Consider the following 20,231-nt stretch of genomic DNA (forward strand, 5'->3'; position numbering starts at 1 on the left):
CCCCTCGGGGCCGGGCCGATCCGGTCGGTCGTCATGGGATCCCCCATTCGGGAGATGCCATTTTCCGCCGTAAGGGAACGCGCCCGGGTTCCTCTCCCGACAGTACGGAGGCGTCGTGACGCGCACCGGCCTCTCGCCGGACAAGAAGGCGGTATCCGCCCGCGCCGGTGTCGAATCAGGGCCTTTCCGATGGAACGCCCCGGCCAGGCGCGAGACGCCCGAGCGCATACCCGTCGTCGGCACCCCGCCGGCGAAACGGCGGGGAGAAGTCATCACAGGGAGCCGCGGGGGTCGTTCGAGGCCGCCGCGACAGGCCGGACGGAAGGCGCCTGAAATGTCGATGTCGCAGGTGAACGGATGGAACAGGGCGTCCCACGAGGGCGTCGGCGAAGAGAACGGCCGGACCCGATGACGGCCGGCCTCGCGCGGCTGAGCGCGATGTCCGTGGAGTTCACCGGCGTACGGGGCGGTGAGGCGCCGTTCAGCTGGGGCCAGCTCGCCATCTGGCGGCTCACCCGGTGGCTGGACGACGACGACCCCTACTTCAACATGCCCTGGGTGCTGCCCGTCTACGGCAGACGCGACCTCGACACCGTCCTGCGGGCGCTGCGCCTGCTCGTCGAGCGGCACGAGACGCTGAGGACGACCTACGAGGAGACGCCCGGCGGGCTGGTCCAGCGCGTGGCACGCGAGGGCCGCTTCACCGTCGAGGTGTACGACGCGGAAGGCGCCAAACCGACCACCGCGGCGCGGGAGATCTCCACCAGGCTGGCGGCCACCGCGTTCGACTACGCGAGCGAGCTGCCGTTCCGATGCGCCGTCGTGACCGTCGACGGCCGCCCGAGGGCGATGGCCCTCACCCTGTCCCACCTGGCCGTGGACGGCGGGGCACTGGACGTGCTGGCGCGCGACTGGCGGGACCTGCTCGCCGGTGGCGAGCCGCCCGCGCCCGCCTGGCAGCCGATGGACCAGGCCGCCTTCGAGCGCGAAGGTCCTGGCGCCGCCCGAGGCGAGCGGACGCTGCGTCACTGGCGCGCGGTCCTGGAGAGGGCGCCGCTGAGCATGTTCGACTTCCCCCGTACGACGCCGGAGGAACCGAGGTTCGTCAAGGTCGGCATGGAGTCGGCCGCCACCGCGGCGGCGGCCGAGGTGCTGGCGGCGCGCTGGTCGATCAGCACGGCCAGCGTGCTGACCACGGCGAGCGCCGTGCTGCTGGGCACGCTCACCGGCCACGACGAGGTGGTCATGCAGCTCGTCGTGGCCAACCGGCACGATCCCCGGGTCGCGGCGATGGCGGGCAGCGCCGTGCAGGACGGGATCTTCGTCCTGGGCCTGCCGGGGGGCACGTTCGCCGACGCCGCCCGCGCCGGGCACCGGCAGGCGCTGACCGCCTACCGGAACGCGCAGTACCACCCGTACCGGATGATGGCGCTGCGCGAGGAGGTCGGCCGCGAGCGCGGCGGACCCGTCGACCTGTCGGCCTACTTCAACGACACGCGGACCGTCGGCCACTGGCCCCACCTGCCCGCGGTGGAGCCACCGGGCGACCCCGCCGCGATCGCCGCGCTCACCGAGCGGACCAGGACCTTCCACGTCGGATCCTGGCCCGAGGTGGACGCCACGGCCCTGTTCGCCACCGGCACCGCCACCAACACCTGCGAGCTGTACCTGACGGCCGACACCGCCTACCTGCCGCGCCCCACGGCCTACGCGCTGCTGCGCGGGGTGGAGAGTCTGCTGGTCGCCTCGGTGGCCGGGGACGTCCCGCTCGGCGAGGTCGCCGGACTGTGCGGCATCGTCCCGGTCGAGCGACCCTCCGTCCACGGCCAGAACGGTTCCTCCGCCGGTTCACCGGGCGGCGGGGCGCGGGTCGCCCAGGATCTCGGCGCGCAGGGTGTGCGGGAGGTGGCCGGTGGTCACGTCTGACCACCGGGCGGGGCCCGACGGCCGTGCCGCGCTGCTCGAACGACTGGCGCGCCTCCCCGAGGCGCAGCGCGCCGCGCTGCTGAGCAGGATGCGGGAACGGGACGGGGAAGGCGGCGGGCAGTGGCCGCTGTCGTTCGGGCAGGAGCGTCTGTGGTTCCTCGGCAGGTTCGACCCCGGCGACACCACTTACCACACCCCCTGGTGCGTGCGCCTGCGCGGTCCCGTCGACGCGGAGGCGATCGCCGCCGCCTTCACCCGGGTGGCCGAGCGGCACCACGTGCTGCGCACCCGGTTCCGGCTGGCCGGTGACCGTCCCGTCCAGGTCGTCGTACCGGCCCGGCCGGTACCGGTGGAGCGGGTGGACGTCACCGGCGATCCGGCTCCGGTCGTGGTGGATCTCATCAACAGGCCCTTCGACCTCGAACACGGCCCGCCGCTGCGCGTGGCGCTGCTGCGACTGGGCGAGCAGGACTTCCTGCTCTGCATCGTCCTGCACCACATCGTCGTCGACGGCTGGTCGCTCGACGTTCTGATGCGGGAGGTGGCCGAGTGCTACGCCGCGCACCGCGAGGGCAGGCCGCCAGGGCTGCCGGAGCTCCCGGCGCAGTACCCGCAGGTCGCCGAGGAGGAGAGGCGCCGCGCCGAGTCGGACGAGGACGCCTCAAGCCTCGGCCACTGGACGAGGACGCTCGCCGGGGCGCCCGCCCTCGACCTTCCCGCCGACCACCCCCGCCCGGCCCGCTGGAGCGGACGCGGAGGTCAGGAGAGCCTGCTCGTTCCCGAAGAGGCGATCGCCCGGCTGGAGAACGTCGCCAGGGCGGCACGCTGCACGCTCTTCATGGCGCTGCTCGCCGCCTACCAGGCGACCCTCGGGCTGGCCTCCGGGCGAGAGGACCTGTGCGTCGGGGTACCAGTCGCGGGAAGGGACCGGCCGGAGATCGAGCCGCTGATCGGCTACTTCGCCACCACGCTCGTGCTCCGCGCCGACCTGTCCGGCGATCCCACCTTCCGCGAGCTGCTCAAACGCACCCGCACCGCGCTCTTCGGGGGACTGCGGCACGCCGGCACACCGTTCGAACGGATCCTCGGCGCGCTGCGCCTGCCCCGCGACCTGAGCAGGCCGCCGCTCTTCCAGGCCATGTTCAACCTGCACAACCTGCCCAAGGAGGACCTGCTGCGGAGCACGATGGGTGATTTGTCGGTCGAGGTCTATCCCGCCCCCGCGGCGGGGCGCACCAAGGCCGAGGTGTCCGTGGACGCCTGGCGGGGCCCCGAAGGTCTCGGCGGCGTCCTCGACTACAGCAGCGACCTGTTCTCCGCCGGAACCGCTCGGCGCCTCATCCGGACCTTCACCGACGTGGTGGAGCGCGCCGGAGCCGACCCGGACCTCCGGCTGTCCGACCTGAGAGGTGTACAACCGTGGTGACGACCCTGGAACCGGCGCGTGAACCGCTGGAGACGACGCCCGACGCGGTGGCGGTGAGCGGGCCCGGAGGCACGCTGACCTACCGGGAGCTGTACCGGCGGGTCGACGACCTCGCCGCGACACTCCGCGGGCAGGGGGTGGGCCCCGAGGTTCCGGTCGGACTGTGCATGGAACGCACCACGGGGATGGTCGTCGCGGTCCTGGCGGTCTGGGCCGCCGGCGGCGCGTACGTCCCGCTCGATCCCGCCTTCCCCGAGGAGAGGCTGCGGCTCATGCGCGAGGACGCCGGGATCGAGCTGGTGCTGACCCAGTCCGGGGTGGACCGGCGCCTGCTCGCGGACGTCCCCAGGACGCTTCTCCTCACCCCCGACGGCACCCCCGACGGCGCCGTTTCCCCGCCGTCCCGGTTCACTCCCGACGATGCTGTCTCCTCGGCGTCCCGGCTCGCCCTCGATGGCACGGTCCCACCGCTCCCCGCGCCCGTTCCCGACGGTGCCGCACTCCCCGGGCCGGGCGGGAGCGACTCGCAGCCGCTCCCGCCCGCCCTCGGAGACGACACCGCCCCGGCCCGCCGCCGCGACATCCCAGGAGGGCCGGGAAGCGGTCTGGCGTACGTGATCTACACCTCGGGCTCCACCGGGCGGCCCAAGGGCGTGGAGGTGCCGCGCCGCGCGGTGGAGAACCTCCTCGGGGCGTTCTCCGGCAGGCTGGGACTCACCCCGGAAGACCGCTGGCTCGCCGTGACCACCCTGTCGTTCGACATCTCCGTGCTGGAACTGCTGCTGCCCCTGGCGTGCGGGGCGCGGATCGTCGTGGCCTCGGCGCGGGAGGCCGCCGACGGCGCGGCGCTGCGGGCGCTGGCGGTCGCGGAGGGGATCACGGTCCTGCAGGCCACCCCGGCGACCTGGCGCATCCTGCTGGAGGCGGGCGGTGTACCGGAGACGATCCGCACCCGGCTCTGCGGGGGAGAGGCGCTGCCGCGCGACCTCGCCGACGCGCTCCTCGCCCCGGGGACGAGCCTGTGGAACGTGTACGGGCCGACCGAGACGACCGTGTGGTCCACCGCCGGGACCGTCGCGCCCTCCCCCACGGGGATCGGCCTGGGAGAGCCGATCTCCGAGACGTCCCTGTACGTCCTCGACGACGGCGGCCTGCCGGTCGCGGACGGTGCGGCCGGGGAACTGCACATCGGCGGGGACGGGGTGGCCCGCGGCTACCGGGGCATGCCCGCGCTGACCGCCACCCGCTTCCTGCCCGACCCCTTCACGAGCCGTCCGGGAGCGCGTATGTACGCGACAGGCGACCTCGTCAGGCGCGCCCCGGACGGCCGCCTCGAATACCTGGGCCGCGCCGACAGACAGGTCAAGATCCGCGGGTTCCGCATCGAGCTGGACGAGATCGAGACCGTCCTGCGCTCGGCCGACCAGGTCCGCCAGGCCGCCGTCGGCGCCTGCGAGGGACCCGACGGCCTGCCCGCTCTGGTGGCGTACGTGGTCCCCGCGGCGGGGTCGGCGACGGCGGGGCTGTGGGAGGCGCTGCGCGAAAGGCTCAGGTCGAGCCTGCCCGACTACATGGTTCCGGCGCAGCTCGTCACGCTCGACGCCCTGCCGCTCACCCCCAACGGCAAACTCGACCGCGCGGCCCTGCCGGTACCCGTCGGCGCGCCGGTGAGGACGGTCCCCTACCGGCCGCCGTCGACGGCGGCGGAGGACGAGCTCGCCGCCATCTGGGCGGAGGTGCTGGGAATCGACGAGCCGATCGGGATCGACGACGACTTCTTCGAGCTGGGCGGCCACTCGCTGATGGCCGCCCAGATCATCGCGAGGGTCCAGGCGCGCTTCGGCGCCGCCGTGCCGCTCCCGGCCCTCTTCGAGGACCCGACCGTCGCGGGGCTCGCCAGGCGGCTGGACCGTCTGGACGACGACCTGGACCTCGCCGAGGTCGCCGCGCTGCGCGAGCGGCTCGACGGCCTCGACGCCGAGGAACTCGCGGCGATCTTCGACGAACTGGCGCCGGGCGCATGAGGGCGCCCCTGTCCCCGGCGCAGGAGCGGCTCTGGCTCCTGCAGCGCCTCGACCCGGGCAACGCCTCCTACAACGTGTATCTCGTCCGCCTGCTCGGCGGCACCCTCGTCCCGGCCGCGCTGACCCGGGCGTTCACCGACCTGCTGGCCCGCCACGAGAGCCTGCGCACCAGGTTCGCCGAGGAGGAGGGCGTGCCCTGGGCCGTGGTGGAGGAGGCGTCGGCACCCCGGATCGAATGGCTGGACTCCGGCGGCCGCGAGGAGGCGGAACGCCTGGTCACCGAGCGGGCCAACACGCCGTTCGACCTGGAGGCGGCACCGCCGCTGCGCGTCGCGGTGATCCGGGTCGCCGAGGACGAGCACGTGCTCTGCCTCACCATGCACCACATCATCGCGGACGGCTGGTCACTCAACGTCATCCTCGACGACCTGGCCGACTGCTACGCCGCCCGCCTGTCGGGGGAGGAGCCCCGGCTGCGCCCGCTGCCCGTCCAGGCGGGCGACTACGCGCGATGGCACCGGCGCAGGGCCGAGCGGGCCGTGCCGTACTGGCGGGAGAAACTCGCGGAACCGCCACCGGCCGAGCTGCCGTTCCGCCGCCAGGGGAAGGCGAGCGGGCAGGGGGAGGTCCAGCGCGTCCTGCTGCCCCCCGCCACCGCGCGGCGGCTGGAGCGGCTCGCCGCCGAGCACCGCACCACCCTGTTCACGGTGCTCGTCGCCGCCTACCAGACGATGCTGCTGCGGCACACCGGGCAGAGCGACCTCCTGGTCGGCACCGTCGTCGCCGGCCGCGACCGCGTCGAGCTGGAGCCGATGGTCGGCTACGTCTCCCAGACGGTGATCCTCCGCGGTGACCTGTCGGGCGACCCGCCGTTCACCGGACTGATCGGCCGTACCCGCGGCGAGGTCTTCGGCGCGCTGGGCAACCCCGCGGTCCCCTTCGAGCAGCTCAGCCATCCCGCCGAGTCGCTGCTGCCCTCCATGCTCATCCTGCACACCCAGGACGCCAACCCGCGCAGGACGTTCGGCGACCTGAAGGTGGCCGACCTCGACGCCGGATTCCACCAGGCCAAGGTGGACCTCCTCGTCGAGGCGTGGTCCGGTGAGAACGGGCTCGACCTGTCCTTCTGCCACGACACGGGCCTGTTCGAGACCGGAGAGGTCGGCCGGCTGGCCGCGAGGTTTGCCCTCCTCCTCGAATCCGTCGCGGCCGCCCCCGGCACCCCGCTCTCCGCCCTGCCGATCTGGACCGACGCCGACCACGCCGAGATCCGCGCCCTGTCCGCCGGGCCGGTCCCGGACATCGGCCGTGCGGCGAACACCGGTCCCGTCTCGGGTCCCGTCTCGACCGTCTCGGGTTCCGCCTCGGAGGCCGGTCTGGTTCCCGGGATGATCCTGGCGGCCGCGCGGCGGGCACCGGACGCCGTCGCCGTGGTCTGCGGGAAACAGAGCGTCACCTACGGCGAGCTGCTCGCCCGCGCGGGCGAGCTCGCCGAGGTCCTGCGCGAGGGCGGCGTGCGGCGGGGGGACGTCGTCGGGGTCTGCCTGCCCCGCTCGATCGACGCGATCACCGCGCTGCTCGCCGTCTGGTGGGCCGGGGCCGCCTACCTGCCGTTCGACCCGGAGGTCCCCGACGAGCGGCTGGCCTTCTCGATGGCGGACAGCTCGGCCACCCACCTGATCACCCTGCGCGAACCGCCACCGGGCCGCGTCGCCGTCGCCCCCACGACCTCTCCGAGCCATGGAGGCTCCGGGGAGGTCGTCGACCTCTCCGCGCCGCGGGACGCCGCGTACGTCATCACCACCTCCGGATCCACCGGCGTGCCCAAGGGGGTGCTGGTGGAGCACGGCGCGGTGGCCGCGCGGGTGCGCTGGATGCGCGAGGACTACGGCCTCACCCCGGCCGACCGGGTCGTCCAGTTCGCCTCGCTCGGCTTCGACGCCCACGTCGAGGAGGTCTTCCCCACGCTGGCGGCGGGAGCCACGCTGGTGCTCCTGCCGGAGGGCGCGGTGTCGCTGCCCGCCCTGCTCGCCTCCCCCGAGGGAGCGGCGGTCACCGTACTCGACCTGCCGACCGCCTACTGGCACTCGCTGACCGAGGACCCGAGGGAGACCGCGTGGCCGTCCTCGCTCCGCCTGGTGATCCTCGGTGGCGAGCAGGTCTCGGCGGCGGCGGTGGAGCGCTGGCGGGGTCTGCTCGGCGACCGTGTCCGGCTGGTCAACACCTACGGCCCGACCGAGGCGACGGTGATCGCCACCGCCGCCGACCTGGGGGCGGGGGACGTCGCGGGACGCCCTCCGATCGGCCGCCCGATCGGCGCGACCGTCGTCCACGTGCTCGACGGCAGGGGAGACCCCCTTCCGCCCGGCGCGACCGGGGAACTGGTCATCGGCGGAGCCGGAGTGGCCCGGGGCTACCTCGGCAGGCCGGCGCTCACCGCCGCCGCCTTCGTCCCCGACCCGTACGGCGCCCCGGGAGCGCGCCGCTACCGAAGCGGCGACCGGGCGCGCTGGCGCTCCGACGGGCGGCTGGAGTTCCTCGGGCGGCTGGACGCCCAGCTGAAGATCAGGGGGTTCCGGATCGAGCCGGGCGAGGTGGAGAGCCGCCTGCTCGCCCACCCCGGGGTGCGGCAGGCTTTCGTCACCGGCAGGGGGGAGGAACTCGTCGCGTACGTCACGGGCACCGCGGGCCCGGCCGCCCTCAGGGAGCACCTGGAGCGGTCGCTCCCGCGCCAGCTCGTCCCCACGGCATGGGTGACGCTGGACGCGCTTCCCCTCACCTCGGGCGGCAAGGTCGACGCCGCCGCGCTCCCCGAACCGTCCGCCGCCGTCCCCGCCACGCGCCGCGTCGCGCCGCGTACGGACGCGGAGAGGCTGGTCGCCGAGATCTGGGAGGAACTGCTCGGCACGGGGCCGGTCGGCGTCCTCGACGACTTCTTCGCGCTGGGCGGGCACTCCCTGCTGGCGACCCGGGTGGGGGCGCGGATCAGGCGGGACACCGGGGTCGAGGTCCCGATCCGGACGATCTTCGCCAAGAGCACCGTCGCCTCCCTCGCCGAGGCGCTGGAGGAACTGCTGATCGAGGAACTGGACGCCCTGACCGAGGAGGAGGCGCTGGAGTTGCTCGCGGGCACCGACCGTTCCTGAGCCCTTCTCCGGGCGCTCCGCTTCCCCCGTGGGGACGCCTCCCGGCCTCTCCGGCTTCCCGCCACCGGGAGGCCGTCACCCGGTGCCACCGGGAGGCGTTGAGCCTCAGGACGGCGATCCGTTTCGCGGAGATATCGATCTGTGAGGATGTCGAGACGGGAAACGCTGGACCGCGTAGGCGCCGAGCCGTGAGGATGTCGAACCACGAAGATGCCGAGGCCCACGAAGAGCCGAGCCGCGGAGATGCGAGGTTCCATGAGCGTCGCCCAGCCTGTCCCCGACCCGCGGGCGGCGCTCGCCGAGCCGACCCGCAGGGTGGGGCCCTGGTGGGTGGCCGGCATCTCGCTCGCCAACCTCGCGCTCTGGATGGCCTACTTCGGGCCGCTCCAGGTGCTGTTGCCCTCGCAGGTGGCGGCGATCGACCCGGCGGGCAAGGAAGGGTCGCTGGCACTGGTGACCGGGGTGGGGGCCGCCGTCGCGATGCTGTTCAACCCCGTCGCCGGAGCGCTGTCGGACCGTACGGCGGGGCGTTTCGGGCGCAGGCATCCGTGGTCGCTGGGCGGGGCGCTGGCCGGTGCGGGGGCGCTGGTCCTGCTGGCGGGCCAGGGCTCGATCCTCGGTGTGACGGCCGGCTGGTGTCTCGCGCAGGCCGGGCTCAACGCGATGCAGGCCGCGCTCGGCGCCGGGGTGCCCGACCACGTACCGGTCGGGCAGCGAGGTGAGGTCTCGGGCTGGATCGGGATTCCCCAGTCGCTCGGGGTGGTGTTCGCCGTGGTCCTGGTCACCATGGTCGCCACCACCACCGAATCCGGATATTTCTTGATAGCGGTGCTGATCCCGCTCTGCGTGCTCCCCTTCGTCCTCACCACCCCCGACCCCCGCCTGACGGACAGGCCGCCCTTCGACCTCGGAGCCTTCCTGAAGGGGTTCTGGATCAGCCCTCGCACCCACCCCGACTTCTTCTGGGCCTGGCTGACCCGCTTCCTGATGCAGCTGGGCAACGCCGTCGCCACGCTCTACCTGCTGTACTTCCTCGCCGACGCGGTCGGCTACGAGAGGCTCTTCCCCGGCGAGAAGGCCGAGGACGGTCTGCTCGTGCTGATCCTGATCTACACCGTGGCCGTCGTGCTCACCACCGTCGTCGCGGGCGTCGTCTCCGACAGGCTCGGCCGCCGCAGGGCGCTCGTCACGATCTCCGGCCTGATCAGCGTCATCCCCGCGGTGATGCTCGCCTTCTGGCCGCACTGGCAGGTCGCGACGGTCGGCGCCGCGATCATGGGGGTCGGCTTCGGCATCTACCTCTCGGTCGACAACGCCCTCGTCACCCAGGTCCTGCCCGCCGCCGAGGGACGTGCCAAGGACCTCGGCGTCATCAACATCGCCAACTCCGGCCCCCAGGTGCTCGGCCCCGCCATCGCCGGTCCGATCGTGGCAGGTCTCGGCGGTTATCCCGTCCTCTACATGACCTCGGCGTTCCTCGTCCTCCTCGGTGCCGTCCTCGTCTGGAAGATCCGCTCGGTCCGCTGAGCGCCGGGCCGCCGTCGGCCCCCTGTCGGAAGGGCACCCACTGAGCGCTGTGCCCCGTCGGCTCCCGTCGGCCCCGGCGGAAAGACAAGTGAAGGTATGAGGCCCCTCGTGCCGGTGTTGCGTCTTTCACTCAGCGTTGTATCCGTGTCACCCCCGACCCTTTCGGTGACCATTTGGTCGCCGAGGGTGATGCGACCCTTCGGGTATGGCAGTGGTAACCCCCCGGCCCGTTCTGGGAATCGTGCTTCTGATCTTCGTCAGCGCCGCATGGGGGTCGGCTTTCCCGCTGATGAAGGATCTCATCGTCCGCGTGCCGGTGGCGGACCTTCTCGCCGAGCGGTACGGCATCGCCACCCTCGTGCTGCTCGCGCTGCGCCCGAGAAGCCTTCGAGGGCTCTCGAAGAACACCTGGCTCACCGGCATCCTGCTCGGCCTGCTGTTCGGCGTGGCCCAGACGGCCCAGGCGGTCTCACTGCACGATCTGCCCTCGTCGGTCTCGGGGTTCACGGTCGGCTCGTACGTGGTGATCACCCCTGTTCTCGGACTGTTCCTGCTCGGAGCCAGGACGTCGGCCCGCGTCTGGGCCTCGGTGGCCCTGGCCACGGCCGCGATGACCGCGTTCGCCCTGATGAGGGAGGCGGAGGGGGACATCGCCCTGCCCGCGCTGGTCGCCACTCTGTTGGCGGCGGTCCTGTACGCGGTCCATACGCTGCTGCTCGGCAACTCCGCCGAGGCGCGGCAGAACGCCTACGCGGTCACGGTGATCCAGCTCGGCACCATCGCCGCCATGACGGGCGCCCTCGCCACGCCGGACGGTCTCACCCTGCCCTCGACGCCGGGCGACTGGGTGATCCTCGGCCACCTGTCGATCGTGGCCTGCGCCCTGGGTTTCCTGGCCCGCTCCTGGGGCCAGGTCCACGTCTCGCCGGTGTCCGCCGCGGTGATCCTGTCGACCCAGCCGCTCTGGGTGACCGCCCTCGCCGTGGCACTGCACGGGGAACCGCTCACCGTGGGCGTCTACCTCGGCGGCGGGCTGATCGCCCTCGCCATGCTCCTGGTCGTGTCGCCCAGGGGACTGTTCAACTCAGCTCGGCGGGGGAGAGGCCCAGTTCCGCCGCCGTGGCCGTCCGGATGAACTCGGTCATCCGCGCCCGTGAGAGCACCCGCCGGTGCACCGTCACCTGCGTGGAAAGACCGTCGATGAGAGACATGACCCGCCAGGTCGTGCCCTCGGGGTCCGCACAGGTGAAGACCTCCGCCGCGACGCCGTCGTCGATGATCGCGCGGAGCGCCTCCTTCCAGCGCATGTCGATCCTGCGGGACGTCTCCTCAAGCTCGGTGTTGCGTATCGACTCGGCCCAGGCGTCGATCCACAGGGCCCACGACTTGGACTTCCCGCTGGGCGGATAGAACCTGAGCAGAGCCCGCAGCCGGTCGAGGGGAGAGCCGCCGGACTCCTCCACCTTGGTGAGCGCGTCCAGGTCGAGCTGGGCGGCGTAGGAGAAGGCCTGGGCGAAGAGCTTCTCCTTGGTCTCGAAATGGTAGAAGAGCAGCGCCTGGCTGACGCCGGCCGCCTGGGCGATGTCGGCGGTGCGCGTGTGACCGAAGCCCCGGGCCGCGATCACATCGCAGGCGGTCCGGAGCAGATCTTCGCGACGTAATCGCCCAAATCCCCTTGCCACAAGGGAACACTAGCGCGTCAGGGAGCGCCGTCCGGGCCGGGGTGCGGCCGGGGTACAGAGGTATGCACAGGACGAATCGGGCACCCCACGCGCTGTCACCTACCCGTGGGTAGGAACGCCACGGACGGTGAGGAGCCGCGACTCTGAGGGGGACCCCGCCGCGCCACGTCGTCCGGGCACCGGCCGGGCTCGATCAGGCGGGCCTGCCCAGTTCGGCGCGGAACAGGCGGTGTACGTTGCCGCCGATGATCTTCGTGATCTCCTCGTCGGCGAAGCCGTGCTTGAGCAGGGCGTCGGTGACCAGGGGCAGCCCGCTCGGCCCCGACAGCCCCGGCAGGGCCGCGAAGGGATCGACGTCGTAGTCCGTCTCACAGCACGGGGGAGTCACATCCTGCAGCACCTCACGCACGAAATCAGGGCCCAGGCCGACGTGGTCGATACCGCCGACACCCGCGACGTGCGCGAGGTGGTCCACCAGCCGATCCACGGTGTACTCGGCCGGATCCTCGGACAAGAAGGCGGCCACGAAGTTCACGCACACCACCCCGCCGGTCGCGGCGACGGCCCGGATCTGCTCGTCGGTGAGATTACGGTGATGCTCGCGCAGCGCGCGGGCCGAGGAATGGGTGGCCATCACCGGCCTGCTCGCCAGCTCCAGCACATGCTCCACCCCCGAGGCACTCAGGTGGGAGATGTCGAAGATCACCCCGAGGCGTTCCATCTCCCGCAGCGCCTGGATCCCGGCGCCGGTGAGCCTGCCGCCGGTGGCGTCCTCGCCGCTGCCGTCGGCCAGCGCGGTGCGGCCCCAGTGCGCGATCGAGGCGATCCGCACACCCAGCCGGTGCACGGTGGGCAGCAGCTCGACCGAGGCGTCCAGGCCAGGCATGCTCTCCATCGCCAGGACCAGAGCGATCCTGCCCTCGGCGAGGGCCTGGTCGATCTGCGCACCGTCCAGGCACAGCCGGACGGACTCGGCGTTGCCCTCGGCCAGCACGTGCGCACACTCGATCATGCGCAACGTCTGGCGCAACGCACCCTCGGGACGGTACTGCTCGTCGACGAACACCGGCAGCACCTGGAGGTTCACCCCTCCCTCACGCAACTGCGGCAGCCAACGCTCCCGGAAGAACGACGCCCAGCGATGCGGCGGACGAGCGACGACCGCCATCAGCAGATCGTTGTGGGTATCGGCGACCACGGAGTCGCGGTGGAGGTCGGCGGACACGGGCGGGCCCTTCTGCGCGGACGGCTCTGGTTCGCCACGACGCTATCGGCCCGCCGGGCCTTCGCGTACTCGCCTGCGCGGAGTGGGTGTCCCGGTGGACGAGGAGGGCGCCCGCGAACTCTTCGCGTACTCGCGTGCGTGGAATGGGCGTTGACCGGGAGAGCGACGACGATCTGGGTGACTTCGCGCACCCGCGTGCGCGGAGTGGGTCAGCGCGCGAACTGGAAGGCCTCGGGGCGCGGGGTCCTGGTGAGACGGCGGTAGGCGGTCGCGCTGCCCGGCCAGTTGCCGGTGACCCTGCCCGAGGCGTTCTTGTACCAGCTCGTGCAGCCCGCCTGCCAGACCATGCCCTCCATGTCCCGGTCGAGGTTCTGCCGCCAGGTGTCCATCGCCTCCGGCCTCACCTCCATCGGCCCGCGCGAGGCCAGCTGCGGCAGGCAGCCCATGATGTACCGGACCTGGCATTCGAGCATGAAGACGATCGAGGTGTGACCGAGGTTGGTGTTGGGGCCGTACAGCAGGAACAGGTTGGGGAAGTGCGGCACGGCGATGCCCAGGTACGCCTCGGCGCCGTCCTTCCACTCCTCGGCCAGTCGCCGCCCGCCGCGTCCGGTGACCTCGATCGTGCTCAGAAACTCCGAGGTCTCGAAGCCGGTCGCGTAGACGATCGCGTCGGCCTCGCGGACTCCGGCGACGGTCTCCACGCCGCCGGGGACGATCCGGGTGATCCGGTCGGTGACGACGTCCACGTCGGGGCGGGTCAGCGCGGGATAGAAGTCGCTGTCGATGACGACCCGCTTGCAGCCGAGCGGGTAGGAGGGGGTCAGCTTGGCCCGTAGCACCGGGTCGGAGACCTGCTCGTGCAGGTGCCCGAGGGCGTACTTGCGCACCAGGTCCGTGCTCCAGCCCCCGGCCAGGGCGGGGTAGAGGATGTGCTCCGCGTACCGGTAGACCCACTCGCGGTAGGCGCGCTGCAGGAACGGCACGAGGCGGAACGCCGTCCGCACGCGCGGGCTGAAGTCGGTGCCCTGCTTGGGAAGCACCCAGTTGGGGGTTCGCTGGAAGAGGTCCAGGTGCCCGGCCACCTCGGCCACCTTCGGGACGAGTTGCGCCGCCGACGACCCGTTCCCGATCACGGCGACTCGTTTGCCCGCCAGGTCGACGGAGTGGTCCCAGCGCGCGGAGTGGAAGGCCGCCCCACTGAATGTCGATATTCCCGGAATGTCGGGCAACTGGGGCCGGTTCAGCTGACCTATCGCCGACACCACCACGTCGAACAACTCTTCTCCGGCCGACGTACGGACCCGCCATTTGCCCAGCGACTCGTCGAAGGCGGCGGAGACGACCGCGGTGTTCAGCCGGATACGGGAACGCAGGCCGTACTTGTCGGCACACCCCCGCAGGTAACCCAGGATCTCCGGCTGCCCGGCATAGCGACGCGTCCGGCTGGAGTATCTCTCGAAGGAGAAGGAGTACAGATGCGAGTGGGTGTCGCAGCCCGCCCCCGGATAGGTGTTGTCGCGCCAGGTCCCCCCGACGTCGGACCCCTTCTCGAAGATCGTGTACGAACGGATGCCGGCCTTCTCCAACTGGATGGCCATGCACAGGCCGCCGAATCCGGCACCGATGATCGCGACATTAGGCCCCATGCGCACGCCCTCCGGGTGTCAGTGTTCACCGACGCTAGGCGATGCCCCCACGCCGTGGAAGCCGCCGGGGCAATCACTGGGGAAATCCCGAGCAGGCCGTTGGCAGACCACCGGGCGCCTGGCGCTCCAGGAGGAGGCCTGACCGTGGAAAGGGCCGATATTCTGCGCACGTGCCTACGCTTGCCGACATCGTGACAGAGCTGGAGTCCCGCTACGACCCGAGATGGGCCGAGTCGTGGGACGCGGTCGGGCTCGTCTGCGGGGATCCCGCCGCCGAGGTGCGCAAGATCCTGTTCGCGGTCGACCCGGTCGCCGTCGTCGCCGAGGAGGCCCTCGACTGGGGCGCCGACCTCGTCGTCACCCACCATCCGCTCTACCTGCGCGGTACCACGAGTGTCGCGGCGACCACCTCCAAGGGCCGCCTGATCCACACTCTGATCAAGAACGACATCGGGCTCTTCACCGCCCACACCAACGCCGACGTCGCCGACCCCGGAGTCTCCGACGCGCTCGCCCGCGCCGTCGGCCTGACCGGCCCGCTCGTCCCCCTCAGCCCCGCCGCCGACGACCCGAGGCGCGGACTGGGCCGCGTCGGCTCGCTGCCCGAGCCCGTCTCCCTCGCCGAGTTCACCAGGCAGGCCGCCCGCGGGCTCCCCGCCACGGCGGGCGGCCTGCGGATCGCCGGAGATCCTGACCGCGCCGTCCAGCGGATCGCGGTCAGCGGTGGATCCGGAGACTCCCTGCTCGGGACGGCCCGCGCCGCCGGGGTGGACGTCTTCCTCACCGCCGACCTGCGCCACCACCCGGCCAGCGAGTTCATGGAGAACTCCGGCGGCCCCGCGCTGATCGACGCGGCCCACTGGGCCACCGAATGGCCCTGGCTCGCCGACGCGGCGCACCATCTCGCGTCCGCGTCGGCCGCCAGGGGGATTACTGTTGAGACGCGCGTATCCGAGACGGTCACGGACGCCTGGAACACAACAGTAAAGTGCGAGGATTCTACGTGAAAGCAGCTCCTGCGGCCCAGAAGCGTCTGCTTGACCTGGCCGAACTCGACTCCGCCCTCGACCGGCTGGCCCATCGCCGCCGCACCCTTCCCGAGCTGGCCCAGATCGACGAGCTCTCCGGGCGCATCGCCCGCATCGCGACCCAGGTGATCGCCGCCGAGACCGAGTCCGGCGACCTCGCCCGCGAGCAGAGCAAGGCCGAGGCCGACGTCGACTCGGTCCGCACCCGCGCCGAGCGCGACCAGAAGCGCCTCGACTCCGGCCAGGTCACCTCGCCCAAGGACCTGTCCAGCCTCCAGTCCGAGATCGTCTCCCTGAAGCGCAGGCAGGACGATCTGGAGGAGGTCGTGCTGGAGATCATGGAGCGCCGCGAGGCGGCCGACGAGCGGGTCACCAAGCTCGTGGCCGAGCGCGACGAACTCGCCGGCACCCGCGGCTCCGCCGAGGACCGCAGAGACGCCGCCTTCGCCGAGATCGACAAGGAGAAGGACGAGGTCCAGGGCAAGCGCACCGAGGTCGCCGGCGACATCCCGGCCGACCTGCTCGCCCTCTACGAGAAGCTCAGGGAGCAGTTCGGGGTGGGCGCCGCGATGCTCCAGGGAGCCCGCTGCCTCGGCTGCCGTACGAGCCTGTCCATCGCCGAGATCAACCGCATCAAGGCCGCCTCCCACGAAGAGGTCATCCGCTGCGAGGAGTGCCGCCGGATCCTCGTCCGTACCGCCGAGTCCGGTCTGTGAGCCCTGTGACCTCGTACGTCATCGAGGCGGACGGCGGCTCGCGGGGCAACCCCGGCCCGGCCGGTTACGGTGCCGTCGTCAAGGACGCCGCCGACGGCCAGGTGCTGGTCGAGACCGCCGAGTCGATCGGCACCCAGACCAACAACGTCGCCGAGTACCGCGGGCTCATCGCGGGCCTGACCTCGCTCCTCGCCCTCGCCGGCGACGGCGCGCAGGTCGAGGTCCGGATGGACTCCAAGCTGGTCATCGAGCAGATGGCCGGCCGGTGGAAGATCAAGAACGAGGGCCTGCGTCCTCTCGCCCTGGAGGCCGCGGCCCTCGCCAGACGTCTCAGGGTGACCTGGCGCTGGATCCCCCGCGAGAAGAACAAGGACGCCGACCGCCTCGCCAACGAGGCGATGGACGCCGCGGCCAAGGGCCGCCCCTGGCGCCTCTCTGACTCCTCGGCCTCGTCCGGCTCTTCCGGCGCGGGAGCGCCCGGAGGCCGGTCCGCTGTCGGTGAAGCGCCCGGCGGGAGGGGAGTCTCCGGCGCGGGGGGTCCCGGAGGCCGGGCCTCCGCCCCGGAGGCATCCGGTGGCAGAATCTCCGGCACGCGGGACCGGCCGGCGCAGGCACCGGAGACATCGGCACGGGCAGGCCGGACGGGAGAGCCTGCAGAGGGTACGGCCCAGGCGACTCCGACGATCGCTCCCCCCGGTTCGAGCACCGGCTGGCGTCCACCCACCTCCACCGCGACCTCGCTGTACCTTCTCCGGCACGGTGAGACGCCGCTCTCCATCGAACGGAGGTTCTCCGGGCTCGGAGACCCCGAACTCACGCCCAACGGCGTCGCCCAGGCCGAGGCCGCCGCGGTCAAGCTGGCCGGGAAGCCGTACGACATCCAGGTGATCGTCAGTTCGCCGCTCAAGCGCGCCCGCGCCACCGCGGAGATCGTCGCGGCGAGGACGGGACTTGAGGTCGTCGTCGAGGAGGGGCTGCGGGAGGCCGACTTCGGAGCCTGGGAAGGCTACACGTTCACCGAGATCCAGCGCCGCTGGCCCGACGAACTCGCCGCGTGGCTGGCGGACCCGTCCGCCGCGCCGCCGGGTGGGGAGAGTTTCGGGGTGGCGGCGCGGCGGGTCCAGGCGATCGGGGACCTGCTGATAGAGCGCTACGAGGGAAGGACGGTCCTCGCCGTCTCCCACGTCACGCCGATCAAGATGCTGCTGCAGTCCGCGCTGCTCGCTCCCCTCGGCGCGCTGTACCGCATGCATCTCGACCTGTCAGCTCTGTCCCTGATCGAGTATTACGCCGACGGCCCGGCGGTGGTGAAGACGTTCAACGACACCTCGCACCTCCACTGAACCGTCGATCTCACCTCGACAGACCGTGAAGGCGATGAGCCCCCCCGCTTCGGGGGTCTCGCGTCCACGAAAGGCCGCAGGGGTGGTGAGGCCCTGCGCCAGAAAGGCCGCGGGGATGCTGAGATCCCCGCGCGGGCGGTCTCTCACGTCCATGACAGACCCCGGCCGCGGAGACGGTGAAACACCCGCCCTCCGCGGCGGCCGAAATCCTCATGGCGTGCGAAACCGGCCGCCTCGCCGGTCGTCGGTGCTCTCATCGGTTCCCCCGCTGCTCGTCCGTCCCGTCTCGCTTGATCCGTATTCCAGCGCACGCGACTTGCCGCTCGGTTGGAGTCCACTTGGGAGCCGTTAGGCTTGGATCACGGCGGACGAGCCGGCCGGGCGGCCGCGTCGGGTCTCTTGCGAGACCCGCCGAGGAAGGTCCGGGCTCCACAGAGCAGGGTGGTCGGTAACGCCGACCCGGGGTGACCCGCGGGAAAGTGCCACAGAGAACAGACCGCCTCGTCGCAGGACGGGGTAAGGGTGAAACGGTGGTGTAAGAGACCACCAGCGCCCACGGTGACGTGGGCGGCTCGGTAAACCCCACCTGGAGCAAGGTCAAGAAGGGGCGCTCTCCGGAGCGTCCCGCGCGCGACGCCTGAGGGCTGCTCGCCCGAGTCGCGCGGGTAGACCGCTTGAGGCCGACGGCAACGTCGGTCCTAGATGGATGGTCGCCCCTTCACACACGTGAAGGACAAAACCCGGCCTACAGGCCGACTCGTCCGCCCTCTCCCCTTCCGACCTGCGGTGAAGCCTCGCTTGCACGGTTGCCCAGGTTGAGCATCAGGTTCCGGGCCTGCTGGACCACCCGAACGGCGGTCGGATCGGCGGTGACGCGGTCATGGTTGCGATGCGTCCGTGCCGACGAGGCGGATCCCGTCACCGAGCCTGAGCTGGAGTGGCATGGTGAGTCTCGCCGTGTTCTGGGCCACCGGAAAGCCCTCCACGCTCCACGTTATGCTCGCCGTGCAGTCGCCCGCGCGCAGGCTCATCAGGCGACCGTTGCGAATGCTCGCCTGGAGCAGGCCGACGCCGAACTCCAGGTCGATGCCGAAGCCGATGCGGGCCACGTACTGACCCTCGATGTACACGTCGACGTAGGGGGCGTGCTTTGACGTGATCGTGTGTCCGTCCAGGCGCACTATTTCGGTGCTTCCGGGTTGTTCGACGCTCCTGCGTGCGGCGAGCCCCAGCTCCCGGTACTGCAGCCAGCCGCCGAGCAGGACCGTGCCCAGCTCGATGCCGCGCAGCAGTTCGCCGCCCGCGTCGGCGACCCTGCCGTTGAGCGCGCCGCGGAAGGCCGACCCCGCTCGCTGGGGGCCGTCCTCGACCCGCTCAAGCGTGCGGTGCGTGTCGAGGGCCCGCGACAGCTCCGCCGTCGCGTTCCTCGGGTCCGGGAAGAGCAGGAGATCGGCAGTGCCCGGCTCGGTTTCGATGTGGACTGTCACGATACGACCTCTCTCAGTTCCTGGCGGCCGGGGTCCGCGAACAGTTCCACCCGAATGTCCGGCACCGGGGCGGACGGGGCCGCGCCAGGCGGCGGAGAGCCGGTCAGGTGGATCTCCAGGCGCGGGGTGGGATCGGGGTGCGGATCGCAGTGGATCGACGGCACCCGCTGGGGCTGGGTTTGGGGCGGGACCTGGGGATACGGCTTGGTCTGGGACGGTGGCCGGGACTGGGCCTGGTGCGGATCGCTTGTTCGCGCGGTAGGGCGGGCCCGCAGGGTCCGGGCGACGAGGACGAGGACGAGGGCGATTGCCAGTCCTGGGAGCACGATCCCTACCAGCGCTACGGGGATCAGCGGTGAAGAGGAGCCATCGTCGGTCCCAGGGGGCTCTCCAGGGACCGTCTCGCCCGGGTTCGGCGGCTCCGTCACCGCCTTCTGCAGCGACACCGTCACGGTCGCGCCCTCGGAGACCTGGCTGCCGGCCACGGGATCCTGGCTGCGGATCGTTCCCGTCTCGGGCGAATCGGGATCCACGCGGAGAACCAGGCCGACCTCCGAGAGCTGCAGCCTGGCCGCTGCCGGGCCGAGTCCGATCAGCGACGGCACGGTCACCCGGGACCCCGGCTTCACCGGCGGTGGTGCGGGAGTGGTGACCTCGGGCGGGGGCGGATTCGGGGAGACCAGGTCTATTCGCACGGTCGTGCCGAAGCTCACCAGTTGGTCCGCGGGCGGATCCTGGCCGGCGACCTTCCAGTCGGCGCTCGCGCTCGCCGGCCGCGGGTCCTTGCCCAGGCCGGCGGCGTCGAGGACGGTTTCGGCGTCGGCGCGGGAAAGATTTCGCACATCTGGGACCTTCGGGCCGACCTCGAGGATGACCGTGTAGACGACGTTGTCCCGGGCGGCGATGCCACGGTCCGCCGAGCAGTTTTCCACCACGTAGTCGATGACGTAGGACGTCGAGGTCGGCAGGAGGGTCTGGGGAATCACCTGAATGTCGATGTCCGCGTCCGGCACGTTCAGAAGCGTGTCTCTCGCCACCTGGAGCTCCTGACG

14 protein-coding genes and 1 other RNA gene are annotated in these 20,231 nt (G+C 71.8%); 10 read left to right on the forward strand and 5 right to left on the reverse strand.

Translation table 11 applies throughout. The features are described from left to right. The first annotated feature begins 408 nt into the window (after positions 1-408). From AB0B90_RS14890 to AB0B90_RS14915, 6 genes are all read left to right on the forward strand, one after another. Positions 409-1,926 (forward strand): condensation domain-containing protein, encoded by a 1,518-nt coding sequence (locus tag AB0B90_RS14890; RefSeq protein WP_362922891.1) that lies wholly within the window; start codon positions 409-411, stop codon positions 1,924-1,926. Continuing rightward, entirely contained in the window at positions 1,913-3,352 is a 1,440-nt protein-coding gene (locus tag AB0B90_RS14895) for a condensation domain-containing protein (protein ID WP_362922893.1), read from the forward strand. Before AB0B90_RS14890 ends, AB0B90_RS14895 begins: the two co-directional genes overlap by 14 nt. Next, positions 3,346-5,376 carry a non-ribosomal peptide synthetase gene (locus AB0B90_RS14900; protein WP_350949557.1) on the forward strand — a complete coding sequence of 677 codons (2,031 nt, stop codon included), beginning with the start codon at positions 3,346-3,348 and terminating at the stop codon, positions 5,374-5,376. The genes AB0B90_RS14895 and AB0B90_RS14900 overlap by 7 nt, the downstream gene beginning before the upstream one ends. Beyond that, positions 5,373-8,522: an amino acid adenylation domain-containing protein gene (locus tag AB0B90_RS14905; RefSeq protein ID WP_362922895.1), complete on the forward strand. Its 3,150-nt coding sequence runs from the start codon at positions 5,373-5,375 to the stop codon at positions 8,520-8,522. Before AB0B90_RS14900 ends, AB0B90_RS14905 begins: the two co-directional genes overlap by 4 nt. Positions 8,523-8,777: 255 nt before the next feature. Continuing rightward, a complete protein-coding gene (locus tag AB0B90_RS14910; RefSeq protein ID WP_350949555.1) occupies positions 8,778-10,049 on the forward strand; it encodes an MFS transporter in 1,272 nt (423 codons plus the stop codon). A gap of 205 nt (positions 10,050-10,254) precedes the next feature. After that, positions 10,255-11,184: a DMT family transporter gene (locus AB0B90_RS14915; protein WP_350949554.1), complete on the forward strand. Its 930-nt coding sequence runs from the start codon at positions 10,255-10,257 to the stop codon at positions 11,182-11,184. Here the strand turns inward: AB0B90_RS14915 and AB0B90_RS14920 are convergent. The 3 genes from AB0B90_RS14920 to AB0B90_RS14930 all read right to left on the reverse strand — a co-directional run bounded on the left by AB0B90_RS14920 (position 11,129) and on the right by AB0B90_RS14930 (position 14,605). Beyond that, positions 11,129-11,731 (reverse strand): TetR/AcrR family transcriptional regulator, encoded by a 603-nt coding sequence (locus AB0B90_RS14920; RefSeq protein WP_350949553.1) that lies wholly within the window; start codon positions 11,729-11,731, stop codon positions 11,129-11,131. The genes AB0B90_RS14915 and AB0B90_RS14920 overlap by 56 nt on opposite strands. Positions 11,732-11,924: 193 nt before the next feature. Then, positions 11,925-12,956, reverse strand: coding sequence for a dipeptidase (locus AB0B90_RS14925; RefSeq protein ID WP_362922898.1), 1,032 nt, complete (start codon positions 12,954-12,956; stop codon positions 11,925-11,927). Positions 12,957-13,165: 209 nt separating this feature from the next. Continuing rightward, complete coding sequence (locus tag AB0B90_RS14930) at positions 13,166-14,605, reverse strand: NAD(P)/FAD-dependent oxidoreductase (RefSeq protein ID WP_350949551.1); 1,440 nt, start codon at positions 14,603-14,605, stop codon at positions 13,166-13,168. A 170-nt stretch (positions 14,606-14,775) separates the two neighbouring features. On the opposite strand from AB0B90_RS14930, the gene AB0B90_RS14935 reads away from it, so the two are divergent. The 4 genes from AB0B90_RS14935 (at position 14,776) to rnpB (ending at position 18,456) form a co-directional block, all read left to right on the forward strand. Further along, positions 14,776-15,612: a Nif3-like dinuclear metal center hexameric protein gene (locus AB0B90_RS14935; RefSeq protein WP_362922900.1), complete on the forward strand. Its 837-nt coding sequence runs from the start codon at positions 14,776-14,778 to the stop codon at positions 15,610-15,612. After that, positions 15,609-16,349 carry a C4-type zinc ribbon domain-containing protein gene (locus tag AB0B90_RS14940; protein ID WP_350949549.1) on the forward strand — a complete coding sequence of 247 codons (741 nt, stop codon included), beginning with the start codon at positions 15,609-15,611 and terminating at the stop codon, positions 16,347-16,349. Before AB0B90_RS14935 ends, AB0B90_RS14940 begins: the two co-directional genes overlap by 4 nt. Before the next feature lie 5 nt (positions 16,350-16,354). Next, positions 16,355-17,692, forward strand: coding sequence for a bifunctional RNase H/acid phosphatase (locus AB0B90_RS14945; RefSeq protein ID WP_362923152.1), 1,338 nt, complete (start codon positions 16,355-16,357; stop codon positions 17,690-17,692). A 369-nt stretch (positions 17,693-18,061) separates the two neighbouring features. Further along, positions 18,062-18,456, forward strand: an RNA gene (rnpB, locus tag AB0B90_RS14950) — RNase P RNA component class A. Positions 18,457-18,570: 114 nt separating this feature from the next. Here rnpB and AB0B90_RS14955 read toward each other — a convergent pair. Both AB0B90_RS14955 and AB0B90_RS14960 read right to left on the reverse strand, forming a co-directional pair. Continuing rightward, positions 18,571-19,179 (reverse strand): hypothetical protein, encoded by a 609-nt coding sequence (locus AB0B90_RS14955; RefSeq protein ID WP_350949540.1) that lies wholly within the window; start codon positions 19,177-19,179, stop codon positions 18,571-18,573. Beyond that, positions 19,176-20,216: a PASTA domain-containing protein gene (locus AB0B90_RS14960; protein WP_362922903.1), complete on the reverse strand. Its 1,041-nt coding sequence runs from the start codon at positions 20,214-20,216 to the stop codon at positions 19,176-19,178. Before AB0B90_RS14960 ends, AB0B90_RS14955 begins: the two co-directional genes overlap by 4 nt. Between the last annotated feature and the right edge of the window lie 15 nt (positions 20,217-20,231).

The sequence above is a fragment of the Streptosporangium sp. NPDC049078 genome (assembly GCF_040648855.1).
Classification (GTDB): domain Bacteria; phylum Actinomycetota; class Actinomycetes; order Streptosporangiales; family Streptosporangiaceae; genus Streptosporangium.